Source organism: Ferrovibrio sp. (assembly GCF_046297895.1).
GTDB lineage: Bacteria > Pseudomonadota > Alphaproteobacteria > Ferrovibrionales > Ferrovibrionaceae > Ferrovibrio.
Genome location: NZ_JBKBHC010000002.1, coordinates 265,581 through 288,523, shown reverse-complemented (window position 1 = coordinate 288,523; position 22,943 = coordinate 265,581). Strand labels below are relative to the sequence as shown.

21 protein-coding genes are annotated in these 22,943 nt (G+C 65.5%); 11 read left to right on the top strand and 10 right to left on the bottom strand.

All coding sequences use genetic code 11. The features are described 5' to 3' along the window. Window positions 1–16: 16 nt before the first annotated feature. Entirely contained in the window at window positions 17–1,621 is a 1,605-nt protein-coding gene (purH, locus tag ACK4FK_RS03955) for a bifunctional phosphoribosylaminoimidazolecarboxamide formyltransferase/IMP cyclohydrolase (protein ID WP_409741413.1), read from the bottom strand. Window positions 1,622–1,765: 144 nt separating this feature from the next. Between purH and ACK4FK_RS03950 the strand changes: the two genes are divergently transcribed. From ACK4FK_RS03950 to ACK4FK_RS03925, 6 genes are all read left to right on the top strand, one after another. Next, the gene (locus ACK4FK_RS03950) at window positions 1,766–2,719 is read left to right on the top strand and encodes an acetyl-CoA carboxylase carboxyltransferase subunit alpha (protein WP_409741410.1); all 954 of its coding nucleotides are present in this window, start codon (window positions 1,766–1,768) and stop codon (window positions 2,717–2,719) included. 222 nt (window positions 2,720–2,941) lie between these two features. Then, complete coding sequence (locus ACK4FK_RS03945; RefSeq protein ID WP_409741409.1) at window positions 2,942–5,038, top strand: TonB-dependent hemoglobin/transferrin/lactoferrin family receptor; 2,097 nt, start codon at window positions 2,942–2,944, stop codon at window positions 5,036–5,038. A 118-nt stretch (window positions 5,039–5,156) separates the two neighbouring features. Then, the gene (locus ACK4FK_RS03940) at window positions 5,157–6,224 is read left to right on the top strand and encodes a hemin-degrading factor (protein ID WP_409741406.1); all 1,068 of its coding nucleotides are present in this window, start codon (window positions 5,157–5,159) and stop codon (window positions 6,222–6,224) included. Continuing rightward, a complete protein-coding gene (locus ACK4FK_RS03935; protein ID WP_409741403.1) occupies window positions 6,221–7,108 on the top strand; it encodes a hemin ABC transporter substrate-binding protein in 888 nt (295 codons plus the stop codon). The genes ACK4FK_RS03940 and ACK4FK_RS03935 overlap by 4 nt, the downstream gene beginning before the upstream one ends. 1 nt (window position 7,109) lies before the next feature. Continuing rightward, window positions 7,110–8,162 (top strand): FecCD family ABC transporter permease, encoded by a 1,053-nt coding sequence (locus ACK4FK_RS03930; RefSeq protein ID WP_409741400.1) that lies wholly within the window; start codon window positions 7,110–7,112, stop codon window positions 8,160–8,162. Then, window positions 8,159–8,959, top strand: a complete 801-nt coding sequence (locus ACK4FK_RS03925) for a heme ABC transporter ATP-binding protein (RefSeq protein WP_409741398.1) — start codon at window positions 8,159–8,161, stop codon at window positions 8,957–8,959. Before ACK4FK_RS03930 ends, ACK4FK_RS03925 begins: the two co-directional genes overlap by 4 nt. Here ACK4FK_RS03925 and ACK4FK_RS03920 read toward each other — a convergent pair. Then, window positions 8,956–9,564: an alpha/beta fold hydrolase gene (locus ACK4FK_RS03920; RefSeq protein WP_409741395.1), complete on the bottom strand. Its 609-nt coding sequence runs from the start codon at window positions 9,562–9,564 to the stop codon at window positions 8,956–8,958. The genes ACK4FK_RS03925 and ACK4FK_RS03920 overlap by 4 nt on opposite strands. 92 nt (window positions 9,565–9,656) lie before the next feature. Between ACK4FK_RS03920 and ACK4FK_RS03915 the strand changes: the two genes are divergently transcribed. Beyond that, window positions 9,657–11,225, top strand: a complete 1,569-nt coding sequence (locus ACK4FK_RS03915; protein WP_409741391.1) for a hybrid sensor histidine kinase/response regulator — start codon at window positions 9,657–9,659, stop codon at window positions 11,223–11,225. Here the strand turns inward: ACK4FK_RS03915 and ACK4FK_RS03910 are convergent. The 4 genes from ACK4FK_RS03910 to ACK4FK_RS03895 all read right to left on the bottom strand — a co-directional run bounded on the left by ACK4FK_RS03910 (window position 11,222) and on the right by ACK4FK_RS03895 (window position 14,578). Next, on the bottom strand, window positions 11,222–11,674 hold the full coding sequence (locus ACK4FK_RS03910) for a MaoC family dehydratase (RefSeq protein ID WP_409741388.1): 453 nt from the start codon (window positions 11,672–11,674) through the stop codon (window positions 11,222–11,224). The genes ACK4FK_RS03915 and ACK4FK_RS03910 overlap by 4 nt on opposite strands. Before the next feature lie 3 nt (window positions 11,675–11,677). Then, complete coding sequence (locus tag ACK4FK_RS03905) at window positions 11,678–12,865, bottom strand: epoxide hydrolase family protein (RefSeq protein WP_409741384.1); 1,188 nt, start codon at window positions 12,863–12,865, stop codon at window positions 11,678–11,680. A gap of 1 nt (window position 12,866) precedes the next feature. Next, window positions 12,867–13,493 (bottom strand): LysE family translocator, encoded by a 627-nt coding sequence (locus ACK4FK_RS03900; RefSeq protein WP_409741380.1) that lies wholly within the window; start codon window positions 13,491–13,493, stop codon window positions 12,867–12,869. Window positions 13,494–13,570: 77 nt separating this feature from the next. Next, a complete protein-coding gene (locus tag ACK4FK_RS03895; RefSeq protein ID WP_409741378.1) occupies window positions 13,571–14,578 on the bottom strand; it encodes a DUF2891 domain-containing protein in 1,008 nt (335 codons plus the stop codon). A 192-nt stretch (window positions 14,579–14,770) separates the two neighbouring features. Between ACK4FK_RS03895 and ACK4FK_RS03890 the strand changes: the two genes are divergently transcribed. Next, window positions 14,771–15,175 (top strand): peptidoglycan-binding domain-containing protein, encoded by a 405-nt coding sequence (locus ACK4FK_RS03890; protein WP_409741375.1) that lies wholly within the window; start codon window positions 14,771–14,773, stop codon window positions 15,173–15,175. Window positions 15,176–15,249: 74 nt separating this feature from the next. Here the strand turns inward: ACK4FK_RS03890 and secA are convergent, their stop codons facing one another. Beyond that, window positions 15,250–17,961 (bottom strand): preprotein translocase subunit SecA, encoded by a 2,712-nt coding sequence (gene secA / locus ACK4FK_RS03885; RefSeq protein WP_409741372.1) that lies wholly within the window; start codon window positions 17,959–17,961, stop codon window positions 15,250–15,252. A gap of 190 nt (window positions 17,962–18,151) precedes the next feature. Between secA and dapE the strand changes: the two genes are divergently transcribed. The 3 genes from dapE to ACK4FK_RS03870 all read left to right on the top strand — a co-directional run bounded on the left by dapE (window position 18,152) and on the right by ACK4FK_RS03870 (window position 20,685). Then, complete coding sequence (dapE, locus tag ACK4FK_RS03880) at window positions 18,152–19,387, top strand: succinyl-diaminopimelate desuccinylase (protein ID WP_409741369.1); 1,236 nt, start codon at window positions 18,152–18,154, stop codon at window positions 19,385–19,387. 2 nt (window positions 19,388–19,389) lie between these two features. Next, entirely contained in the window at window positions 19,390–19,965 is a 576-nt protein-coding gene (locus ACK4FK_RS03875; protein ID WP_409741366.1) for a hypothetical protein, read from the top strand. Between the two features lie 123 nt (window positions 19,966–20,088). Next, a complete protein-coding gene (locus ACK4FK_RS03870) occupies window positions 20,089–20,685 on the top strand; it encodes a DUF6624 domain-containing protein (RefSeq protein WP_409741363.1) in 597 nt (198 codons plus the stop codon). A 23-nt stretch (window positions 20,686–20,708) separates the two neighbouring features. Here ACK4FK_RS03870 and truA read toward each other — a convergent pair whose 3' ends face one another. Genes truA through def form a run of 3 tightly spaced genes read right to left on the bottom strand, consistent with a single transcriptional unit; the run spans window position 20,709 to window position 22,910 of the window. Beyond that, window positions 20,709–21,446, bottom strand: a complete 738-nt coding sequence (gene truA, locus ACK4FK_RS03865; RefSeq protein WP_409741360.1) for a tRNA pseudouridine(38-40) synthase TruA — start codon at window positions 21,444–21,446, stop codon at window positions 20,709–20,711. Then, window positions 21,446–22,378 carry a methionyl-tRNA formyltransferase gene (gene fmt, locus ACK4FK_RS03860; protein ID WP_409741357.1) on the bottom strand — a complete coding sequence of 311 codons (933 nt, stop codon included), beginning with the start codon at window positions 22,376–22,378 and terminating at the stop codon, window positions 21,446–21,448. The genes truA and fmt overlap by 1 nt, the downstream gene beginning before the upstream one ends. A gap of 13 nt (window positions 22,379–22,391) precedes the next feature. Beyond that, on the bottom strand, window positions 22,392–22,910 hold the full coding sequence (gene def, locus ACK4FK_RS03855) for a peptide deformylase (RefSeq protein WP_409741354.1): 519 nt from the start codon (window positions 22,908–22,910) through the stop codon (window positions 22,392–22,394). Window positions 22,911–22,943: the final 33 nt, after the last annotated feature.

Genomic DNA, 22,943 nt, shown 5'->3' with positions numbered 1-22,943 from the left:
GCGTCCTCTTCCCTGCTCAGTGCCGGAAATGGCGCATGCCGGTGAACACCATCGCCAGCCCCGCCTTGTTGGCGGCGTCGATCACTTCCTGGTCGCGGATCGAGCCGCCTGGCTGGATCACCGCTGTTGCGCCGGCTTCCACCAGCACCTCCAACCCGTCGGCAAACGGGAAGAAGGCATCCGAGGCGGCTACCGAACCCTTGGTCAGGGCGTCGCCCAGACCGGCCGCCTTGGCGGCATCCTGGGCTTTGCGATAGGCGATGCGGGCGCTATCCACGCGGCTCATCTGTCCGGCGCCGATGCCCACCGTGGCGCCGTTCCTGGCATAGACGATGGTGTTCGACTTCACATGCTTGCCGACGCGGAAGGCGAACAGCATGTCGGCCAGTTCCTGCTGCGTCGGCGCACGCTCGGTCACTACCTTCAGATCGGCCTGTGTGATGCGGCCGGCATCGCGGGTCTGCACCAGATAGCCGCCGGCCACTGACTTGACGAACCAGCCGGGCGCCACTGGATCGGCCATGTCGCCGGTGATCAGCAGGCGCAGGTTCTTCTTCGCCGCCAGAAACGCCTTGGCGTCTTCATCGGCATCGGGGGCGACGATCACCTCGGTGAAGATGGCGCCGATCTTTTCGGCGGTGGCTTTGTCCAGCTTGCGGTTCATGGCGACGATGCCGCCGAAAGCCGAGGTGGAATCGCAGCGCAAGGCCGCGTCCCAGGCGTCGGCCAGCGTGTCGGCCATCGCCACGCCGCAAGGATTGGCGTGCTTGATGATGGCGATCGTCGGCTTGTCGGAAAACTCCGACACCAGCTCAAACGCCGCGTCCGTGTCGTTAAGGTTGTTGTAGCTGAGTTCCTTGCCCTGCAGTTGCTTCGCCGAGGCCACACCGGGGCGTTTGTCGCCGGTCACATAGAAGGCTGCCTGCTGGTGCGGGTTCTCGCCGTAGCGCAGCGTCTGCTTGCGCTCGGCCGAAAGCAGCAGGGTGGGTGGGAAATCCTCGCCATTCTGGCGCGCGAACCAGGTGGCGATCATGCTGTCGTAGCTGCCGGTATGGGCATAGGCCTTGGCGGCCAGCTCGCGGCGTAATTTGAGCGGCGTGGCGCCGTTATTGGCCTTCAGGGCGTCCAGCACCCTGGCGTAATCGGCCACATCCACCACCACGTTCACATAGCCGTGGTTCTTGGCCGCAGAGCGGATCATCGCCGGGCCGCCGATATCGATATTCTCGATGCAGGTGGGGAAATCGGCGCCCTTGGCCACGGTGGCGGCGAAGGGATAGAGGTTCACCACCACCAGATCGATCGGTGGGATGTTGTGCTTGTCCATCGCCGCCTTGTGCTCGGGCTCGTCGCGCAGGGCCAGGATGCCGCCATGGATGGTGGGATGCAGGGTTTTCACCCGGCCGTCCATCATCTCGGGGAAGCCGGTATGCTCGGCCACTTCCTTCACCGCCACGCCGGCATCCTTGAGGGCCTTGTAGGTGCCGCCGGTGGACAGGATCTCGATGCCGAAGCCGGCCAGGGCCTTGCCGAACTCGACCAGCCCGGTCTTGTCGGAAACGGAAAGCAGCGCGCGCCTAACTTTTACAAGGTCGCTGGCGGGGATCAGGTCGGCGGACATAGGCAGGGGCCTCGTTGGCGAGAGGAGGAAGGCGGCGAGGCTATAGCATGATGCGGCCACCCCCGGAAGGCGTGTAAAATCCATCCCAATTCAATGGCTTATGGAGTTTGTGCCGGGCCGCGATCCATGCTACACGAGGCCCCCATGCGCTCCTATCTGGAATTCGAGAAGCCGATCGCCGAGCTTGAGGCCAAGATCGCCGAACTCAGGCAACTGGTCGACAGCGGCAACACCGATATCGCGGAAGACCTGGAAAAACTGGAGGCCAAGGCCGCCCAGCAGCTGCAGGCCACTTATGCCCGCCTGGGCGCCTGGCAGAAAACCCAGGTCGCCCGCCATCAGGACCGGCCGCATTTCGCCGATTACGTGGCCGGCCTGATCGAGGATTTCGTGCCGCTGGCCGGCGACCGCAATTTCGCCGAGGACGCCGCCATCGTCGGCGGCCTGGGGCGGTTCCGCGGCCGGGCCGTGATGGTGATGGGCCATGAAAAGGGCCGCACCACCGAAAGCAGGCTGAGGCACAATTTCGGCATGGCGAAACCGGAAGGCTATCGCAAGGCAATCCGCCTGATGCGCATGGCCGATCGTTTCCGTCTGCCGGTCATCACGCTTGTCGATACCGCCGGCGCCTATCCAGGCGTGCAGGCGGAGGAACGCGGCCAGGCTGAGGCCATCGCACGGGCCATCGACTGCTGTCTCGATATCCGCGTGCCGCTGGTGGCCGCCATCGTGGGCGAGGGCGGTTCGGGTGGCGCCGTGGCGCTCGCGGCGGCCAACCGCGTGCTGATGTTCGAACATGCAATCTATTCGGTGATTTCGCCGGAGGGCTGCGCCGCCATTCTCTGGAATGACGGCTCGAAAGCGCCCGATGCTGCCGAGGCCCTGCGCGTGACCGCCGATGACCTGCTGAAGCTGAAGGTCGTCGACGAGATCGTGAAGGAACCCATCGGTGGCGCCCACCGCGACCCGGCCCGCGCCATTGCATCCCTGGGTGATGCGCTGGAGAGCGGCCTGCGTGGCTTGGTCGGCCAGGAGCCCGGCGCCCTGCGCGAGGCCCGCCGCCGCAAGTTTCTCGAGATGGGCAGCCACGGCCTCTGAGCACGGCTCGTTGGCGTTATGACCACGTCGGCGCTTGAGCGCGCCGACGCGCTGAAAATTTTCGGTATATGATAATAATTCTTACTTGCGAAACTCATTTGTTCTCGCTATCAATCCGCCACCGATAGCCAGCCACCCCGGCATCCGCGCCGCAGGCAGCCAGCCATTCCAGAGATCAACGCCGCGTTTCGCGCGGCCAATCCGGGGGTTGGACTTTACGCCATGGCTGGCCAGACAACGATTTCACCGCATCACGTAACCCGCCTGCTCGGCTCGATTTCCTGGCTGGCCCTGTGCCTGGCCGCCTGGCCGGCTGCGGCGCAGCAGGTCGCCGGCGAGCAGGTCGCGCAGGCCGCGCGGCCGCCGCTTGTGCTCGATCCGGTGACCATCACCGCCACCAAGACCGAACGCTCGGCCGACGAGGTGCCGGCGAACGTGACCGTGATCGACGCCGAGAAGATCGAAAGCCGCGGCGTTTCCAAGATGGAAGACATCTTCCGTGACCTGCCGGGTGTGGAGATGGTGGGTGGTCCGCGGCGTCTTGGCCAGGACATCAACATCCGCGGTTTCGGTGGCCAGCGCGTGGTCACCACGCTGGATGGCGCACGGCAGAATTTCGATGCCGGCCACAAGGGCCGCTTTTTCCTCGATCCCGACCTGCTGCGCCAGGTGGAAGTGGTGCGCGGCAGCAATTCGGCGCTGCACGGATCGGGTGCCATCGGCGGCGTGGTCTCGATGGAGACCAAGAACGCAGCCGATTTCCTGGACAGCGGCGAAACCGTCGGCTTCCGCACCAAATACGGTTACAGCTCGGTGGCGCGCGAGAATTACTACAGTGCCGGCGCGTTCGGGCGCGTGGGCGAAAAGATCGACATGCTCGGCAATTTCTCCTTCCGCGACAGCGGTACGCTCAGGCAGGGCGGCGACAAGGAGCTGGATTACTCGGCCGAACTGCTGCGCGACTTTTTCCTGAAGGCTACGATCCGGCCGGGCGAGCACAACAAGCTCTCGCTCAGCGCTATCCGCTTCAACGAGAACGGGCTGTACCCGACCAATCCCGACAGCTCTCCTACATTCACCGCGAACGGAAGCAACCCGCTGGTGGATCGCGATACGGTGATGACGACGCTGGCGGCGAATTACAGCTATAGCAATCCGGACATGCCGCTGTTGAATCCGACCGTGAAAATCTATCGGAACGATCTTGATGTGGACGAGCGTCGCCGCGTAACGGCCACCACCACGGCCCGACGCGACGAAACGTATCTCACGACCGATGGTTTCGATGTCTACAACACGGCGCATTTCGGCACCGGCAGTATCAATCATGCGATCACGGCAGGCATCGATTTCTACAAGGACGAGCAGGAAGGCCTGCGCAACGGCGCTGCGCGATCCACCTTCCCGACGGCGGAAGGCCAGGTCACCGGGTATTACTTGCAGGATGAAGTGGCGCTGTTGCCGAACCTGACGCTGACCCCAACCCTGCGCTATGACGATTACCAGCGTGAATCGGCCACCATACGGGATTTTGAGGAAACCGCGCTCTCGCCGAAACTGGCCGCCAACTGGCAGGCGCTGGATTGGCTTGGCGTCTATGGCTCCTATGGCAAGGCCTTCCGGGCGCCGGGCATGACCGAGGCCTTCGTCGCCGGTCAGCATTTCCCCAGCAACAACTTCGTTTCCAATCCGAACCTGCGGCCGGAAAAGACCAAGACGGCTGAGGGCGGCCTGCGCCTGAAATTCGACAATGTTGCAATGGCGGGTGACCGGCTGAAATTCAACACTACCTATTTCCATACCGAGGCGAAAGACCTGATCGAGCTGATCGTGGGCTCGACCACCTCGACCTACACCAACACCACCGACGCCACGATCAAGGGTTTCGAGTCGGACGCGCAGTACGACACGAAATACGCCTTCGGCAGCATCGGCTTGTCGCGCATCCGCGGCGAGAACAACGTCACCGGAAGGCCCCTCGATTCCATTCCGGCCGACAAGGTGGTGGGCGTAATCGGCGGCAAGCTGCCGGAATACGGATTGCGCTTTGGCTGGCGCAGCGAATTCGTGGCCGAGCAGGACAAGGTCAGCGGCGTCAACAACACCGGCGGCGTAGAGGCCACCACCCAGATGACCAGCGGCTATGCCGTGCATGGGGTGTTCGTCACCTGGCTGCCGTTCCAGGAGTGGCTGGACGGTTTCCGCGTCGATGCCGGCATCGAGAACATCTTCGACCAAAGCTATCGCCGCCATCTGTCGAACATTTATGACGAAGGCCGGGATTTCCGCGTCGCCGTCAGCTACACGAAGGGATTCTGATGGCGCCAGTCCGACTGCGCGAACAGGCATCCCGCATCATTTCGGCCGGCCGGCGGGGCGTAATGCCCGCGCCGGTCGCAGCCGTTGTTGCTCCAAAATCCGGAATGGAGAGAATTGCATGACCAGCATGACTGTCGCTGCCGCAACGACCGGCGATCTTGCCGCGCGCTGGGTCGCCCTGCGCACCGATGAACCGAATCTTCGAATCCGCGATGCCGCGCTGAAACTCGGGGTATCCGAGGCGGAACTGCTTGCCACGCGCATCGGCAACGGCGTGCAGCGCCTGCAAGGCCCCTGGCCCGAGCTTATCCGCGGCGTCGGCAAGCTGGGTCCGGTCATGGCGCTGACCCGCAATGACTCGGTGGTGCACGAGCGCCACGGCACCTATGGAGAATTGTCGGTCGATGGCCATGTCGGGCTGATCGTGGGCGAGGATATCGATCTGCGCATTTTCTTCTCGCCCTGGACGCATGGCTTCGCCGTGGTCGAGGATACCAGGGCCGGTCCGCGGCGCAGCCTGCAGGTCTTCGACGGCGCCGGTCGCGCCATCCACAAGATCTATGCCACCGAGGCCACCGACATGGCGGCTTTCGATGGCCTGGTCGCGCGGTTTCTGGCGCCGGACCAGTCGCCTGGCGTGGCCGTCTCGCCGGCTCCGGTCAGGGCCGCGCCCCGTCCTGACGGCGAAATCGACGTCGAGGGGCTGCGCCGCGAGTGGTCGGAGCTGAAGGATACCCACGATTTCTTCCCGCTTCTGCGTCGCCACAAGGTGGCGCGCGAACAGGCTTTCCGCCTGGCCGGCGGCCAGTTCGCCGAATGCGTCGCCGACACTGCGGCCCGGCACATGCTGGAACTGGCATCGGCGCGCCATGTGCCGATCATGGTTTTCGTCGGCAATCCCGGCATGATCCAGATCCACACCGGGCCGGTGTCGCGTCTGGTCGCCACCGGGTCGTGGTTCAATGTGCTGGATCCGATCTTCAACCTGCATCTGCGCGAGGATGCCATTGCATCGAGTTGGCTGGTGCGCAAACCCAGCGTGGATGGCACCATCACGTCGCTTGAGCTTTTCGACTCCGCCGGCGAACTGATCGTGTCCTTCTTCGGCAAGCGCAAGCCGGGCCAGCCCGAACTGCCGGAATGGCGCGAACTGGCCGAAAGCCTGGTTCAGGTGCGCGCGGCATGATGCTGTCGCGCCGGCAGGCTCTGGCGGCCGGCGGGCTGGCCGCCCTGTTCCCGATGGTGTCGTCCGCCGCTGCCGAACGGCTGGTGGTGGCCGGCGGCGCCCTGACCGAGATCGCCGTGGCGCTTGGTCACGCCCGCTACCTGGCCGGCGTGGACGAGACCAGTCTGTATCCGCCGGCGGTCGTCGCGCCGCTGCCCAAGATCGGCTATCTGCGCACGCTGAGCGCCGAAGGTATCCTGTCGCTGGCCCCTTCGCTGCTGCTCGCCAGCGATCAGGCCGGTCCGCCCGCCGTGCTGGCGCAACTGCGCGGCGCCGGCGTGAATGTGGTGACCGTGCCGGAAATCCATGCCGCCGAGGCCGTTGAAGGCAAGATCCGCACCGTCGCGGCGGCCTTGGGCGACGAGGCCGGCGGCGGAAGGATGGCGGCTTCGGTGCGCGCGGATCTCGCTGCGGTCGACCGCATGGTTGCGGATCGCAAACAGACCCCGCGCGTGCTGTTCATCATGAGCACGTCGAACGGCCGCGTCATGGCGGCGGGTCGGGACACCGCGGCTGACCTGATGCTGACCCGGGCCGGCGGCCGCAATGTCATGGCTGGCTATGCCGGCTACAAGCCGGCCACGCCCGAAGCCATCCTGGCTGCCGACCCGGATGTCGTTCTGCTGCCGCAGCATTCGCTGATGGCCCTGGGCGGGATGACAGGCGTGGCGAGCCTGCCGGCTCTGGCCGGCACGGCGGCCGTCCGACACAAACACATCCACGCCCTCGACATGCTCTACATGCTCGGCCTGGGCCCGCGCATCGCCCATGCCGTCCGCGACATGGCTGTCATGCTGCATCCCGGCATGGCGCTGCCCGCATTGCCGCCGCGGTCATGGACCTGAGATGAGCGAAACCCGCGCCATGCCGGTCATGCGGCTGCGGCGACCGCAATTTCCGCTGCTGCTGGCCGGTGGTTTCATGCTGCTGGGCCTGGCCGCTCTGGCGGCGCTTGCCATCGGCGCGGTGTCGCTGTCGCCGGCCGAGGTGATCGCGGTGCTGACCGGGCAGGCGGCCGAGGCGCGCCACGAAGCCATCGTGCTGCATCTGCGCCTGCCACGCCTGCTGGTGGCCGGCCTGGTCGGCGCGGCGCTGGGCCTCTCGGGCGCGGTGATGCAGGGCCTGTTCCGCAATCCGCTCGCCGATCCCACCCTGATCGGCGTGTCGGCGGGCGCCACGCTGGCGGCTGCCAGCACCATCGTTGCTGCCGGCTGGCTGTTCCCCGCCGGCTGGCAGCCGCTGTTGCAGCCGCTTTTCGCCTTTCTGGGCGGTCTGGCCGTCATCCTGGTCGTTTATCGCTTTGCACTGGTCGAGGGCGTGACGCTGGTATCGATGCTGCTTCTGGCCGGCATCGCCTTTAATGCGATCGCGATGTCGGGCACAGGTTTCCTGATCTTCATCGCCAACGACACGCAGCTCCGCGATATCTCGTTCTGGACCCTGGGCAGCGTTGGCGGTTCGCAGTGGGTCACGGTTGCGGTGCTGGCGCCATTCGCCGCCGCACCGCTGCTTGCCCTGCCCTGGCTGGCGCGGGCGCTGGATGCCCTCAATCTCGGCGAGCGCGAGGCCGGACATCTGGGTTTCCGCGTCGAACGGGTCAAGCGGCTGGCCTGCCTGTGCACGGCATTGGCGGTCGGCGGCGCCGTCGCGGTCAGCGGCACCATCGGTTTCGTCGGCCTGGTCGTGCCGCATCTGGTGCGCCTGCTGGCCGGACCGCAGCATCGCACGCTGATGCCGCTTTCGGCTTTGCTGGGGGCGGCTCTGCTGATTCTTGCCGATCTGGTGGCGCGGGTGATCGTGGCGCCGGCGGAACTGCCCATCGGCCTGATCACCTGCCTGATCGGCGCGCCGTTCTTCCTGGCGCTTCTGTTGCGGGCGCGCAGCGGTTTCGCGGCATGACACTGCGCACCGAGAATCTCGTTATCGAGCGGCGGGGGCGCCGACTGCTGGATCGGATCTCACTCGATCTGGTGCCGGGTCAGGTATTGGGAATCATAGGCCCGAACGGCGCCGGAAAGACCACGCTGGTTTCCGCCCTGGCGGGTGATCTGCGGCCGGCGGGGGGCAGCGTGACGCTGGATGGGCTGCCGCTGGCAGACTGGTCGCCGCTGGCGCTGGCGCAGCGGCGCGCGGTGATGCCGCAGGCAAACCGGCTCGGCTTTTCGCTGCCGGTGCAGGATGTGGTGGCGCTGGGCCGCGCCGCCTATCACGGCCGGCATTCGCGCCATGCCGATGCAGCCGCGATCGACTGGGCAATCCGAGCTGCAGATGTCGCCCACCTGGCCCAGCGGTCTTATGCCACGCTTTCAGGCGGCGAACAGCAGCGCGTGCAACTGGCCCGGGCCATTGCCCAGCTCGATTTGGCGCCGGGGCACCTGCAATCTGCCGCCGGGCCGGTGCTGCTGCTGGACGAACCCACCGCCAGCCTCGATCTCGCCCATGCCCATGGCGTGCTGAGGCTCGCGCGCGATCTTGCATGTCGGGGTGTCGCCGTGGCGGCGGTGCTGCACGATCTGAGCCTGGCCCATCGATATGCCGACCGCCTGCTGGTCCTGCGCAGCGGTCGTGCCGTTGCGATAGATGCCCCGCAGCAGGCCCTGGCGCCGGAACTGATCCGCAACGTCTTCGCCGTCGAGGCGGTGTTCCTGGAGGGGAACCTTGTCGTGCGGGGTCCGGCCCTGTATCCGGCGGCCTAAAGGCCTCGCGCGATAAAACGGTGCACCAGCGGTGCGATATCGTCAGCGCGATCGCGTGGAAAGCCGTGATCCCCGCCCGCGATCACATGCAAAGCGGCCTGGGGCAGCAATCCCTGCAGGTGGCGGCCGATGCTGACCGGGCTGATCCTGTCGGCATCGCCCCACAGTAGCAGCACCGGCATGCGGATATCGCCGATCTGCGGCGTGTGGTCGGCCCGCGCCTGCGTGATCCACCCGGCGGCGCGCGGATACTCGGCGCGATACTCCGCTCGCCAGTCGGCGGCGCCAAACCGCGCGACATCAAGGCCACCCGAGGTCGCCGTCAGCACCAGACGGGTGATCCGTTCCGGCCAGCGCAGCGCCAGCCGGATGGCGAATATCCCGCCCATGGAATGGGCGAGGACGACATTGCCTGCGGGCGTCAGATGCTTCTCCGCGTGGTGCGTCAGGGCATCCAGGTTGTCATAACCCGGCGCATGCGGCTCATGCCCCAGCCCCGGCCAGTTCAGGTAGGTGCTGGTCCAGTTCGCAGGCAGCAAACGCCCGAGCGGATGCCAGAATTCCGCAGCGCCGCCGGCGCCCGGCAGGAAGAGCATATGCGTCATAATACAACCTATAACAGCAATATCGGATGGGCGGTAACGGTGATAAACTGTCCCTCAACAAGAATCGGCGCAGCGGCCAGAGGGGAGGCAGCATGCGAGCCGTAACCGAACATGCAGATGATGCGGAGCATCCCGACAAGGCAGTGAGCGATCTGCATGCGGCGCTGCATGCCGTGCGATACGGAACTCTTTTGCTCGATCCCGACTTCCGTGCGATTTTCATCAACCGCGCCTTCCGGCAGATGTGGCGCCTGCCCGATGCGGTGGCCGACAGCAAGCCGCATTACTCGACGCTGCTGGAGCATGGCTGGAGCCAGGGTTTCTTTCGTGTCGTCGAAACGGATAAGGAAAGCTTTTTTGCCAGCCGTAAAGCCCAGATAGAACGACTGGAAGGTTCCGGACAGGTGGACCTCGATTTGCAGGATGGGCGTGTCCTTAGAACCGAAAGCGTCACCCTGCCGAATGGCCAGCGCATGCTCACCTATATCGACATTACGCCGCTGATCGAGGCCTCGCGCGCGGCCGAGGCGGCCAATCGCGCGAAATCCGATTTCCTGTCCGGCATGAGCCACGAGCTGCGCACCCCGCTGAATGCCGTCCTGGGCTTTGCCCAGTTGCTGCAGATGCCGGGCAGCGGCCCCTTGACCGTCCGGCAGCAGGAATTCGTCGACTACATCCTGCGCGGCGGCGGGCATCTGCTGCGCCTGATCGACGACGTACTGAGTTTTGCCAAGCTGGATGCAGGCAAACTGCCGATCCGGATCGAGGTTTTTGCGCCGCAGACCCTGATCGCAGACCTCGAGCCGATTGTCGCGCCGCTGGCCCGCGAGGCTGGCATCAGCCTGCATTGGCCCGAAACGACAAACCTGCCCCTGCTGCGGGCGGACCGCGTGCGCACGGCACAGGCGCTGCTCAATCTGCTGTCCAACGCCATCAAGTATAACCGGCCGATGGGCCATGCCTGGCTTCATGTCGAACCGCAGCGGGAATGGCTTCGCTTTACCGTACAGGATGACGGGCCCGGCATTCCCTTCGAGCGGCAGGCGGAATTGTTTCAGCCCTTCAACCGCCTGGGACGCGAGGCCGGCGGCATCGAGGGCAGCGGCATCGGACTGGCATTGACCCGCAAGCTGGTCGAGACGATGGAGGGCCGGATCGATTTCGACAGCCGGCCGGGCGAAGGCAGCCGTTTCTGGATCGAGCTGCCGCTGGGCCATGCCGCGCCGTCGGCCGTGCCGTCGCCGGGCGCGTCCGAGCAATCCGAATACACGAGGGTGCAGCATGGAAGGTTCACGCTGCTGTATGTCGAGGATCACGCGCCGAACCGCATCCTCATGCAGCACCTGATGGCCAGCCTGCCGAACGTGAACTATCATGCCGCCGCGACAGGACAGGCTGGGCTGGAACTGGCCCGCCGCATCCGGCCGGATGTGATCCTGGTCGATATCAATCTGCCCGATATCGACGGTTATGCCGTCCTGCGGGCTCTGCGTTCCGATCCGCAGACTGCCGCGATCCCGGTCGCGGCGCTGACATCGGAGGTGCACCCCGATGCCATTGCCCGCGGCCGGCAGGCCGGGTTCGAGCTTTACCTCACCAAGCCGGTCGACTTCGCAGGCCTTCTGTCGGGGCTCGACCGTCTCCTGCGGCGGAAGGCCTAAGGCCGCTTCAGCACCATCTGGGTGCCGAAGAAACTCATCACCGTCTCGCCCTTCTGGTTTTCGATCCAGTATTTCATGCGCACGATGCCGCGATCCGGCTTGGATGCGCTTTCGCGCTTGTCCTCGATGCTGGCGCGGCCATAGAGCGTGTCGCCCGGCCGCACCGGCATGTACCAGCGCAGTTCGTCCAGCCCGGGCGATCCCATGCTGCCCTTGCCCAGTAGGCCGGCCTGCAGCAGCATGCGGAAGCCGAGCAATCCGGTCTGCCAGCCCGAGGCGATCAATCCGCCATAGGGCGATTTCTCGGCCGCGATTTTATCCAGATGAAAGGGCTGTGGATCGTAGGTGAAGGCGAAGGCAAGGATTTCGGCTTCCGAAATCGTCACGCCATCGGCCCGGATGATCTCGCCAACCGTGTAATCCTCGAACCAGCGCTCGCTTCTGCTCATTGCTCACACGCTCACATTACGGAAAAACATCTGCACATCCTCGATGAAGGCCGCCGGCTGTTCCATGGCCACGAAATGGCCGCCGCGGTCCAGGTCGCGGCGATGCGTCACGTTGTAGCCGCGTTCCAGCCAGCCCTTCGGCGGCGGCGGAACCAGGTCCCAGGGCGGCAGCAGGAAGCCGGTCGGCACAGTCACGAATTCGCCCGGCTTCAGCGCCATGTCGCCCGCCCGCACCGCGGCCCAGTACATCCAGGTTGAGGTCGCCGCCGTGCCGGTCAGCCAGTACAGCGCGACATTGGCGATCACATGATCGATGTCGAAGGGCGGATCCTGCTCGACGGGAGCACGGGCGAAGCCATGGAATTTTTCCACGATCCAGCCGGCCAGTCCGGCCGGGCTGTCGCTCAGGCCGTAACCCAGCGTGGTGGGTTTGGTGCTCTGGATGGCGAAATAGCCGCTTTCGGCGGCCTGGATTTTTTTGGTGCGGGCGATCCATTCCTTTTCGGCCGCCGTGAAGGGCGCGGAATCCTTCGTCAGGGGCGGGCGCAGCGGCACCATGTTGAGATGCAGCATGATGGCATGGTCGGGATGGTCGGCGCCCAGCCAACTCGACACGATCGAACCCCAGTCGCCCGCCTGCACCAGGAAACGGCCGAATCCCAGTACCTCCACCATCAGGTCGCGCCACAGCCTCGCCACCGCGCGCGGACCGATGGGCTGTTCCAGCGGCATCGAGAAGCCGTATCCCGGCAGGCTGGGACAGATCACCGTGAAGGCATCTTCCACCTTGCCGCCGAAGCGTTCCGGATGGGCCAGCTTCTCGATCACGTCGATGAATTCCAGCACCGAACCGGGCCAGCCATGGGTAAGCAGCAGCGGCCGCGGGGTGTCGCCCGAACCGGGTTCGATCAGGAAATGCACGCTCTGCAGCCTGCCGGTATCGGGCCGTTTCAGCGCCACGCGGTATTGCAGGAAACGGTTCAGCCGCGCTTCCCACTGCCGCCAGTCGAAGCCATCCTGCCAGCGCGCGATGAAGCGGCGCATGTAATGCCCATTGCTGCCGTATTGCCAGGCGGCACCCGCGGGCTCGGCGGGAAAACGCGTCAGCGCCAGCCGCTGCCGCAGATCGGTCAGCGCGGCATCGGGAATCGCAATCGAGAAGGTCTCGGCCGCCGGCGCCAGGCGAAGCATCTCAGCCCCGCTTCAGCGTGGCGGTCAGCAGGCCGGCGCCGATCAGCATGCTGCCGCCCGCCCGGTTCACCCAGAGCATGGTGCGTGGCGATGCAATGCGGCGCCGCGCACTGCCCATGGCGGCGATGTAGCCGATCTGCGTGATGGCGGCGATCGCATTGAACGTGAGGGTCAGGGCGATCACCTGAGGCCAAAGCGGCCGGGTCGGATCGATGAACTGCGGCAGAAATGCTGCAAAGAACAATATGCCCTTCGGGTTCAGCAGCGTGACGATGAAGGTTTGCGCGATGGCTTGCATTGCACCGCGCCGCGTTGCGGCAACGGGCGTAAGGTCGCCCGGCTGTGTGCGCCACAGTTTGACCCCCAGCCAGACCAGATAGCCGGCACCAAGCCATTTCATCACCAGGAAGGCCTCGGCCGAGGCGGCGAGCAGCGCGCTGAAGCCCAGCACGGAAAGCGCGATGGCGCAGATGTCGCCGAACATCACGCCGGCCAGGCTGACCAGTCCGACGCGCCAGCCGCTGGCAACCGTATGGCCCAGAACCATTAGCGTGGTGGGACCGGGGATGGCGATCAACACCGCGGCGGCGGCGGCGAAAGCGAGCCAGAGCTCGAGACTGATTGGCATGCTGAATTCCTCCCTGTACCGCAGCCAGCCACAGACAAGGCTGGTTTGGCAAGCCTGTCATCACGGCGGGGCAGGCATCAGTCAGCCAAGCCTTCGACGGCCAATGCCGCGAATGTCGCCAGCCAGTGTTCGCCGCCGTATTCGCCGCTTTCCAGGAAGGGCAGGCTGGCGGCTTCGTGGGTGGCGGCCATATCAAGCAGCGCAGACCGCTGCGAATCCGGCAACGCGGCGGCAATGCCGCGCAGGCACCAGGCGCGCGAAAGGTTGAGGCCATCGAGATGCACGCCCTTGGCATCGCTGCGGTCGGCCACGATGGCCGGCGCGAATGGCGGCCTTGGCAGGAAACGCGCGAACCAGGATGCAAAGTCGGCTGCGGACAGCAGCATGGCGAGCAGCAGCGCTTCGGTCAGCGCGCCGGACAGGAAATCGTCGCCGTTGGGTTCGTAATGCGCCGGGTAATCGGAATCGGGCAGGAATTTCGACCGGGCATAGCCTTCGATGGACTGCGCCAGGTCCGCGTTGCCGCAGATGCGGGCGTAATGCAGCGCGAGGATCAGGCCGAACGCCGTGTTGAAATGCGTGCCGGTGCGGATCGGATAGGTCAGTTTCGCCAGATAGCCAGGAAAGGCCCGGACGATGTGGTTTTCCAGCGGATGCAGGGCGCTGCGCCAGGCTTTCGCTTCCGGTTGCGGCCAGAGATGGAGTTCGGCGGCCAGCGCCAGCAGCCAGCCCCAGCCATAAGGCCGTTCCCAGGTGCCGCGCCCGGGTTGCTGCATGTAGGCGGCTTCGGCCGCGCCGCCCTCGGGCGTGAAATGCGATGCGAACAGCGCCAGCGCCTTGTCGGTGCCGGGCAATCCGGGATGCCGCCGCAGGCAGCGCGCCAGCAGCCACCAGCCATGCACGGCCGAATGCCAGTCATACGAACCGTAGAATACCGGGTGCAGGCGCCGGGGCGGCTGCACATCCGCCGGTCCGATCAGGAAATGCGCCAGGCTGTTGGGATATTCCGTGGCGAGGTTGCGCAAAGGCAGGGCGGCGAAACGGGCGGCCTGCGCGGTGGAAAGGCGGGATGCGGCTTCGGTCATGGGCTGATCTGGCCCGCTGGCGGCGCCGGCGTCAATGTCCGCCGGTAAGTCCGCCGGGCGGCAAAGGTGAAAACATTAAGAATGTGTTGAGAACAAATAGCGAAATATTCTCTGGACGTTCTCATTGTTCCATGGCAATGTTCTCATATCGTTCAGACACCGACCACCCACTCCACTGGAAAGGCAGCCGTCATGTTCATGCGTCCGTTTTCCGTCGACAAGTCGCTCCGCAGCCGCCATCTGTCCCCCCGGGCGGCTGCGGCGCCGGCCGATCCGGTCTGGATCGCGGCCTGCGCCTGGATGAACGGTGCATCATTGCGCCAGCTGTTTGGCGATCTGGTCTTCGACCTGCTGGAAGGGGTTGGCGAAGGCGAGGCCAACCGCCGCGCCGATGTGGCCAAGCTGCAGGCGCTGCTGCATCGGGAGGGCGATCTTGATCTCTTCGCCAGCGGCGGCCCGACGGGTTACTGGAGCAAACGCGAGGATGCCGCCCTGCGCGCCTTCCAGCGGCGCCATGGCCTGACGGTCGATGGCATTGCGGCGCCCGATGGCCAGACCATCGCGCTGCTGCGCGGGCTTTACGCCCCGAAACACTGAACCGAAAGCGGCGGTGAGCGGCCCATGACAAGCCGGCGCCGCAAATCAGTGCTGCAAGCTAGGGCTTGGGGCGCTCACTTGCCGTGGCAGTATTTGTACTTCTTGCCCGAGCCGCAGGGGCAGGGGCCGTTGCGGGGCGCGTTCTTCCAGGTCGCCGGGTCGTTCGGATCGACCAGATTGCTGCGCGACTGCGTGACCGGGCGTGCCGGCAGACCACCCTCGGCCGGCACGCCGCCCTCGGCTTCCAGCAATTCGCCGCGGCTTTCATGCATCGGCTGGCTTGGCCGGCTGAACAGGTCCTGCGGCGGCTCCTCGGCGCGGATCTCGACGCGGGCGAGGATCGAGGTCACCTGCTCGCGCAGGCGCACCAGCATCTGCTGGAACAGCGCAAAGGCCTCGCGCTTGTATTCGTTCAGCGGATCCTTCTGCGCATAGGCACGCAGGCCGATGGCCTGGCGCAGATAGTCCAGATGGTGCAGGTGTTCCTTCCATGTCTGGTCCAACACCTGCAGCAGCAGGCTGCGCTCCACCATGCGCATCACCTCGGGGCCGAAATTGGCTGCCTTCTCGGCCATGCGGCGGTCGACGATATCGTGCAGGCGCTCGCGGATCTGCTGGTCGGCGATGCCTTCTTCCTTGGCCCAGTCGACGATCGGCAGGTCTAGGCCAAACACGCGCTGCACTTCCTGCTGCAGGCCCTCCGCGTCCCATTGCTCGGCATAGGCCTTTTCCGGGATGTGGCGGTTCACCATCTCATCGATGATTTCCGCGCGCATGTCGCTGATCGTGTCGGCCACGTCCTCGGCCTGCATGATTTCGATGCGCTGCTCATAGACCACCTTGCGCTGGTCGTTCATCACATCGTCGTATTTCAGCAGGTTCTTGCGGATCTCGTAGTTGCGCGCCTCAACCTTCTGCTGCGCCTTTTCCAGCGCCTTGTTGATCCATGGATGGATGATCGCCTCGCCTTCCTGCAGGCCCAGGCGCTGCAGCATGGCATCCATGCGCTCGGAGCCGAAGATGCGCAGCAGGTCGTCTTCCAGGCTGAGGAAGAATTTCGACGCGCCGGGATCGCCCTGACGGCCCGACCGGCCGCGCAGCTGGTTGTCGATGCGGCGGCTTTCATGGCGTTCGGTGCCGATCACATACAGGCCGCCGGCCTCGCGCACCCGCTGCTTCTCCGCTTCCACCTCGGCGCGGATCTGCGCCGCCAGCTTTTCCTGAACCTCGCCGTCCATGCCCTGCGTTTCCTGCAGGATCCGCATGTCGGCATTGCCGCCGAGCTGAATGTCGGTGCCGCGTCCCGCCATGTTGGTGGCGATGGTCACGGCATTCAGGCGACCGGCCTGGGCGACGATGAAGGCTTCCTTGTCGTGGTGGCGTGCGTTCAGCACGTTATGGGCGATGCCGCGCTGCTTGAGGAAATTCGACAGCAGTTCGGATTTCTCGATTGACACCGTGCCGACCAGCACCGGCTGGCCTTTGGCGCTGCATTCGGCGATCAGCTTGACGATGGCTTCGTATTTCTCACGCGCGGTGCGATAGACCTCGTCGTCGGAATCGATGCGGGCGACCGGCAGGTTGGTCGGAATCTCGATCACTTCGAGGCGGTAGATGTCGGCGAATTCCGAGGCTTCCGTCGAAGCCGTGCCGGTCATGCCGGCCAGCTTGGGATACATGCGGAAATAATTCTGGAAGGTGATCGAGGCCAGGGTCTGGTTCTCGGTCTGCACCTCGACGCCTTCCTTGGCTTCCAGCGCCTGATGCAGGCCGTCGGAATAGCGGCGGCCTTCCATCATGCGACCGGTGAATTCGTCGATGATGACGACCTTGCCGTCCTTCACAATGTAATCGACGTCGCGGGTGAACAGCTTGTGGGCGCGCAGCGCCTGATTGGAATGGTGTACGGCGGCGATGTTGTCGATATCGTACAGCGAATCCGATTTCAGCAGGCCGGCCTGGCGCAGCAGCTGTTCGATATGCTCGGTGCCTGCTTCGGTGAAGCTCACCGTGCGCTGCTTTTCGTCCTTCTCGAAATCGGAATCCAGCAGCGACGGGATGAGGGCATTCACCTTCACATAGAGGTCGGAGGTGTCTTCCGACGGGCCTGAGATGATCAGCGGCGTGCGTGCCTCGTCGATCAGGATCGAGTCAACTTCGTCGACGATGGCGAAGCTGAACGGGCGCTGCACCATCTCCTCGCGACGGAATTTCATGTTGTCGCGCAGATAGTCGAAGCCGTATTCGTTGTTGGTGCCGTAGGTGACGTCGGCGGCATAGGCCGCGCGGCGTTCCTCGTCGGTCAGGCCATGCACGATCACGCCGGTGCTCAGGCCCAGGAAGCGGTAGACCCGGCCCATCCATTCGCAGTCGCGCTTGGCCAGGTAGTCGTTGACGGTCACGACATGCACGCCCTTGCCGGGCAGGGCGTTGAGATAGACCGCCAGCGTGGCCACCAGGGTCTTGCCTTCGCCGGTCTTCATCTCGGCGATGCGGCCGTCATGCAGCACCATGCCGCCGATCAGCTGCACATCGTAATGGCGCTGGCCAAGAACCCGCTTGGCCGCCTCGCGCACCACTGCGAAGGCTTCGGGCAGCAAAGCATCCAGGTCCTCGCCCTTTTCCAGGCGCTGGCGGAATTCCGCCGTCTTGGCCTGCAGCGCGGCGTCGTCGAGCTTGGCGATCTCTGGCTCCAGGGCGTTGATCGCCTCGACGGTCTTGAAATATCCCTTCACGGCGCGGTCGTTGGCCGAACCGAACAGCTTCTTGGCGATCGCGCCGAACATTATGCCGTACCCCTGGGAAATCCGCTAAATCCGCGTCGCAACACGAGAACCGGGCGACGGAAACCGCGCATTAGATATGCATTGCCTCCCCCCATGTCAACGAAGGGGCCGGCTTTTCGGGCCGGCAGCCCCGCATTGACCCGCATTGATTCAAGGGGTTACATCGCCCTGTCACAGAAAGGCGTCGCCAGTGTCCGCTTCCCCCTCCACGCCGGCCCAGGCCGGCCCGCCCGATCCCGTCAATCTGGCCCAGGCCCTGATCCGCTGTCCCAGCGTAACCCCGGCTGACCAGGGCGCCCTGGCTGTCCTGGAGCAGGTCCTGGGCGGCCTCGGCTTCCGCTGCGAGCGGCTGAAATTCTCGGCGCCGGGCACGCCGGACGTCGAGAACCTCTATGCCCGGTGGGGTGCGGGCCCGATCGGGCAGAATGAAGGGCCGAATTTCTGCTTCGCCGGCCATACCGACGTGGTGCCGGTGGGCGACGAGAAGGCCTGGACGGTGCCGCCCTTTGGCGCCGAGATCATCGACGGCCAGCTTTATGGCCGCGGCGCCGCCGACATGAAATCCGCGATTGCGGCCTTCGTGGCCGCTGCCGCCCGCTTCCTGCAGGGCCGCGACGGCCGGCTCAAGGGCGGCATCAGCCTGCTGATCACCGGCGACGAGGAGGGGCCTGCGATCAACGGCACGACGAAAGTGCTGCAATGGCTAGCACAGAAGGGCGAAAAGCTTTCGGTCTGCGTGGTGGGCGAGCCGACCAATCCGCTCCGGCTGGGGCAGATGATGAAGATCGGCCGGCGTGGCTCGCTCACGGCCCGCATCACGGTTCACGGAATCCAGGGCCATGTCGGCTATCCGCATCTGGCCGACAATCCGATCCCGAAACTACTCGATATCCTCGCGGCCCTGAAAAGCCGTCGCCTCGATACCGGCAACGCGCATTTCGAGCCCTCGAATCTGGAAATCACCACCATCGATGTCGGCAACCCGGCCAACAACGTGATTCCGGCCAGCGCCCATGCGGTGCTGAACATCCGCTACAACACCGAGCAGACATCGGACGGCCTGAAAAGCTGGATCACCCGCACCTGCGAGGCGATCTGCGGCGGCCAGGGCTCCAATCGTGCCCTGCAGGGCACGCGCTTCGAACTGGTGCTGGAAGACGGTGCGATGCCGTTCCTGACCCAGCCCGGCCCCTTCGTGGCCGCCATGGCCGATGCCGTGCGCGAGGGCACCGGGCAGGATCCGGAACTCAGCACCACCGGTGGCACATCGGATGCGCGATTCATCCAGGCCTACTGCCCGGTGGTCGAATTCGGCCTGATCGGCCAGACCATGCACAAGGTGGACGAGCGCGCCGCCGTGGCCGACATCGTGGCGCTCAGCCAGGTCTATGAGGGCATGCTGCGGCGGTTCTTCGCGGCATCCTGATCATGGCCCTGCCATCCCGCGCCGAGATCGCTGCTGCCGTGAAAGGGCTGGCGCTGCTGCTGCGCGGCGACCAGCGCGCCCTGCAATACTACGATCTCAGCCTGGACGGTTTCTGGCGCTCCTTCCGGCTGCCACTGTTTTGCCTGGTCTGCTATCTGATCCTGCAGCCGATGACGGCCGCGCAGGCCGAGGCCTGGGGCGACAACCGGATTGGCTTCGTGCTGGCGCAGGCCACGGAATACCTGCTGGCCTGGGCGGGCTTTCTGGTGGCCATGGCGGTGGCCAGTCGCAGCTTCGGTCTCGGGCATCGTTATGCCGTTTTCGTCGTGCTCTACAACTGGGGCCAGGCGATCGTCACCGGGGCCAGCCTGCCCGTGCTGGCTGTCAGCCTGGCCGGGTTGCTGCCGGCCGGCACACTGACCGGCTGGAGCACGGGCATATTGCTGCTCTGGCTCTATATCGTCGCGCAGGCCTGCCGGCTTGGCCTGGGTGCCGGCCTGTCGCTGGCCCTCGCCGCCGCCTTCCTCGATCTGGCTGTCAGCCTGCTCATGCATCGGCTGATGGGGGCCGTGTTCTGACTGGCAGGCGGTTGCCCCTGGCCGGCTGGACTTGTGCGCTGCCCCGAGTCAGGGTAACGAAATCAGGGATTTCCGGCCCGCCCTGCCGAATCGGGTGGGTCAAGATCGAGAGCGGGGGCCGCGATGGACCAGAATTTGCGCCAGAAGCTGATCGCCATGACCGAAGAGGCCAAGCGGGTCCGCGCCACGCTCAGCATCGATGGCAGCCTGTTCCAGGGCTATAACGAAAAGCTGCGCAATCTTCATAACAGCCAGGCCAAGTTCCTGGCCGATCTGGTCGATGAGCAGGGCTGGCCGGGCAGGTCCAAGGTTGGCGAGGATGGCGCGGCGGCGGCCTGGATGATCGCGCAACAGGCAATCGGCCTGCCCCGGTTCATGCGGGCCTGTCTCGAAATCATCGAGTCAGAGGTCGCCAGGGGCGAGGTGCCCCGCTGGCAGATGGCGCTGCTGACTGACCGTATCCGCTGGCTGGAGGGCCGCAAGCAGGTCTATGGCACCCAGTTCGACTGGGACGACAAGGGCCAGCTCAGTCCGGTACCGATCGAGGACGAGTCGAGGGTCGATGCCCTGCGCGCCCTGGCCGACCTCAAGCCGCTGGCCGAGGGCATCACCCAGCGCCGGCATGAAGCGGCGCAGAATGGCGAGTACCCGCCGGGCAACCCGGTGGCGCGCCGGCAGGAATTCGAGGACTGGGCGAAAGCGATCGGCTGGCGCGGCTGATCCGCCTCGGTGATCCACCCGAATCAGTAATCCACCTGCATCAGGGTCAGGCCTTCCGCCGGTGCCGTCGGCCCGGCGGCGGAACGGTCGCGCTTTTCCAGTGCCGCCAGCACGTCGGCAGCCGTCCAGCGGCCTTCGCCCACCAGCTTCAGCGTGCCCACCATGTTGCGCACCTGGTGATGCAGGAAACTGCGTGCCTTGGCCGTGACATGGATTTCCTCGCCGGCCCGGCTGACGGCCAGATGCGCCAGCGTCTTCTCCGGTGATTTCGCCTGGCATTCGGCGGCGCGGAAGCTGGTGAAGTCGTGATGGCCGACCAGGCATTGTGCGGCTTCATGCATCGCGGCCACATCCAGCGGCACGGGCACATGCCACACGAACCCGGCCTCCAGCGCCGGCGGCGGGCGGCGGTTGAGGATGCGGTAGAGATACTGCCGCCCGGTGGCGGAAAGACGGGCGTGGAATTCCGGTCCGACGATGGCGGCATCCAGCACCTTCACCGGCTCCAGCCGCAGATGAAAATTCAGGCCGTCGCGGATACGGTCGGCGGTGAAGTCGCGCTCCAGGTCGAAATGCACCACTTGGCCGCGGGCATGCACGCCGGCATCGGTGCGCCCCGCCGCCACGGTTTCCACGCTCTGGCCGCTCATGGCCTGGATGGCCTCTTCCAGCGCCTGCTGCACGGCGCGGTTTTCCTGCTGCCGCTGCCAGCCGACATAGGCGCCGCCGTTATATTCGATGGTGAGGCGGAAGCGCGGCATCAGCCCAGAACCGTGCCGCGCGGCAAGGCAAAGCCACGCAGGAAATCGCCGATCCCGACGGCGCTCTTGCCCGGCCGCTGCAGCTTCAGCAGCTTCAAGGCGCCCGGGGTGTGATCCGGGCCGCAGGCCACAATGCCGGCATCGTCCAGGGTCGTGCCGGCCACGCCGCGGCCCGCCACGGGTTCGGCCGCCAGCACCTTGATGCGCTCGCCGTTCAATTCGAAAAAGGTGCCCGGTCCGGGATTCAGCGCACGCACCATGCGGTCGATCTCGGCGGCGGATTTCGTCCAGTCGATGCGGCCTTCGTCTTTGGCCAGCTTGGCGGCATAGGTCACGCCATCCTGCGACTGCGGTTGCGGCGTGATCTTTCCTTCAGCCAGGTCATGCAGCGCGCGCACCATCAGCGGCGCGCCCACGCGCGCCAGTTCGTCATGCAGTTCGGCAATGGTCATGCGCGGGCCGATGGCGACGCGCTCGCAGGCCAGCACCGGGCCGGTATCGAGGCCGACATCCATCTGCATGGCGCAGACGCCGGTTTCGGTGTCGCCGGCCATGATCGCACGCTGGATCGGCGCCGCGCCGCGCCAGCGCGGCAGCAGCGAGGCATGCAGGTTGAAGCAGCCCAGTTTCGGCGCATCCAACACCGGCCTGGGCAGCAGCAGGCCATAGGCCACCACCACGGCGGCATCGGCCTGCCATGCGGCGAATTCCGCCTGCGCCTCAGGCGTCTTCAGGCTTGCCGGATGGCGCACGGGCAGGCCGTGCTTTTCGGCGCAGGCCTGCACGGGCGAGGGGGTCAGTTTCTGCCCGCGCCCGGCCGGGCGCGGCGGCTGGCTGTAGACCGCGGCGATCTCGTCGCCGTTCGCGATGAAGGCTTCCAGCACCGGCACGGCGAAGTCCGGCGTGCCCATGAAAACCAGGCGGAGTGGCATGGGACGAACCGGCTCAGCCGGCAGCGGCAAGGCGCTTCTGCTTCAGCAGTTTGCGCAGGATCATGTTGCGCTTCAGCGCCGAGATATGGTCGACGAACAGGATGCCGTCCAGATGGTCGATCTCGTGCTGCAGGCATACGGCCAGCAGGCCATCGGCATGCAGTTCCTTCTTCTCGCCGTTATAGCCCAGGTATTCGATCTTCACCTCGGCCGGGCGGGCCACCTCGGCATATTGCTCGGGCAGCGACAGGCAGCCTTCCTCGTAGACCTTGTCCTCGTCCGACAGCCAGGTGAATTCTGGATTGACGATATACAGCGGCTGCTTTTCCTCGCCCTCGCGCGAGACGTCGATCACCAGCATGCGCTTGGCGATGCCCACCTGGATGGCGGCCAGGCCGATGCCCGGCGCGGCATACATGGTCTCCAGCATGTCGTCGAGCTGGCGGCGCACCTCGTCCGTCACCGCCTCGACGGGGGTCGAGACGGTCTCCAGCCGGGGGTCCGGGGCGGTGATGATCGGCAGAAGGGCCATAAATCGGTTCCGTAATATTCGGGGCGTCATAGG

What these genes read in the sequence shown, in the direction of transcription:
- ACK4FK_RS03905 (WP_409741384.1), bottom strand. Translation starts at nt 12,865, where the DNA reads ATGCTTCGCCTGGCGCCGGCGGCCGAGACCTTCTCGATTGCGATTCCC.
- ACK4FK_RS03930 (WP_409741400.1), top strand. Translation starts at nt 7,110, where the DNA reads ATGAGCGAAACCCGCGCCATGCCGGTCATGCGGCTGCGGCGACCGCAA.
- secA (WP_409741372.1), bottom strand. Translation starts at nt 17,961, where the DNA reads ATGTTCGGCGCGATCGCCAAGAAGCTGTTCGGTTCGGCCAACGACCGC.
- ACK4FK_RS03925 (WP_409741398.1), top strand. Translation starts at nt 8,159, where the DNA reads ATGACACTGCGCACCGAGAATCTCGTTATCGAGCGGCGGGGGCGCCGA.
- ACK4FK_RS03870 (WP_409741363.1), top strand. Translation starts at nt 20,089, where the DNA reads ATGGACCAGAATTTGCGCCAGAAGCTGATCGCCATGACCGAAGAGGCC.
- ACK4FK_RS03950 (WP_409741410.1), top strand. Translation starts at nt 1,766, where the DNA reads ATGCGCTCCTATCTGGAATTCGAGAAGCCGATCGCCGAGCTTGAGGCC.
- ACK4FK_RS03910 (WP_409741388.1), bottom strand. Translation starts at nt 11,674, where the DNA reads ATGAGCAGAAGCGAGCGCTGGTTCGAGGATTACACGGTTGGCGAGATC.
- ACK4FK_RS03935 (WP_409741403.1), top strand. Translation starts at nt 6,221, where the DNA reads ATGATGCTGTCGCGCCGGCAGGCTCTGGCGGCCGGCGGGCTGGCCGCC.
- ACK4FK_RS03890 (WP_409741375.1), top strand. Translation starts at nt 14,771, where the DNA reads ATGTTCATGCGTCCGTTTTCCGTCGACAAGTCGCTCCGCAGCCGCCAT.
- purH (WP_409741413.1), bottom strand. Translation starts at nt 1,621, where the DNA reads ATGTCCGCCGACCTGATCCCCGCCAGCGACCTTGTAAAAGTTAGGCGC.
- ACK4FK_RS03915 (WP_409741391.1), top strand. Translation starts at nt 9,657, where the DNA reads ATGCGAGCCGTAACCGAACATGCAGATGATGCGGAGCATCCCGACAAG.
- ACK4FK_RS03920 (WP_409741395.1), bottom strand. Translation starts at nt 9,564, where the DNA reads ATGACGCATATGCTCTTCCTGCCGGGCGCCGGCGGCGCTGCGGAATTC.
- ACK4FK_RS03940 (WP_409741406.1), top strand. Translation starts at nt 5,157, where the DNA reads ATGACCAGCATGACTGTCGCTGCCGCAACGACCGGCGATCTTGCCGCG.
- ACK4FK_RS03895 (WP_409741378.1), bottom strand. Translation starts at nt 14,578, where the DNA reads ATGACCGAAGCCGCATCCCGCCTTTCCACCGCGCAGGCCGCCCGTTTC.
- fmt (WP_409741357.1), bottom strand. Translation starts at nt 22,378, where the DNA reads ATGCCACTCCGCCTGGTTTTCATGGGCACGCCGGACTTCGCCGTGCCG.
- def (WP_409741354.1), bottom strand. Translation starts at nt 22,910, where the DNA reads ATGGCCCTTCTGCCGATCATCACCGCCCCGGACCCCCGGCTGGAGACC.
- truA (WP_409741360.1), bottom strand. Translation starts at nt 21,446, where the DNA reads ATGCCGCGCTTCCGCCTCACCATCGAATATAACGGCGGCGCCTATGTC.
- ACK4FK_RS03900 (WP_409741380.1), bottom strand. Translation starts at nt 13,493, where the DNA reads ATGCCAATCAGTCTCGAGCTCTGGCTCGCTTTCGCCGCCGCCGCCGCG.
- ACK4FK_RS03945 (WP_409741409.1), top strand. Translation starts at nt 2,942, where the DNA reads ATGGCTGGCCAGACAACGATTTCACCGCATCACGTAACCCGCCTGCTC.
- ACK4FK_RS03875 (WP_409741366.1), top strand. Translation starts at nt 19,390, where the DNA reads ATGGCCCTGCCATCCCGCGCCGAGATCGCTGCTGCCGTGAAAGGGCTG.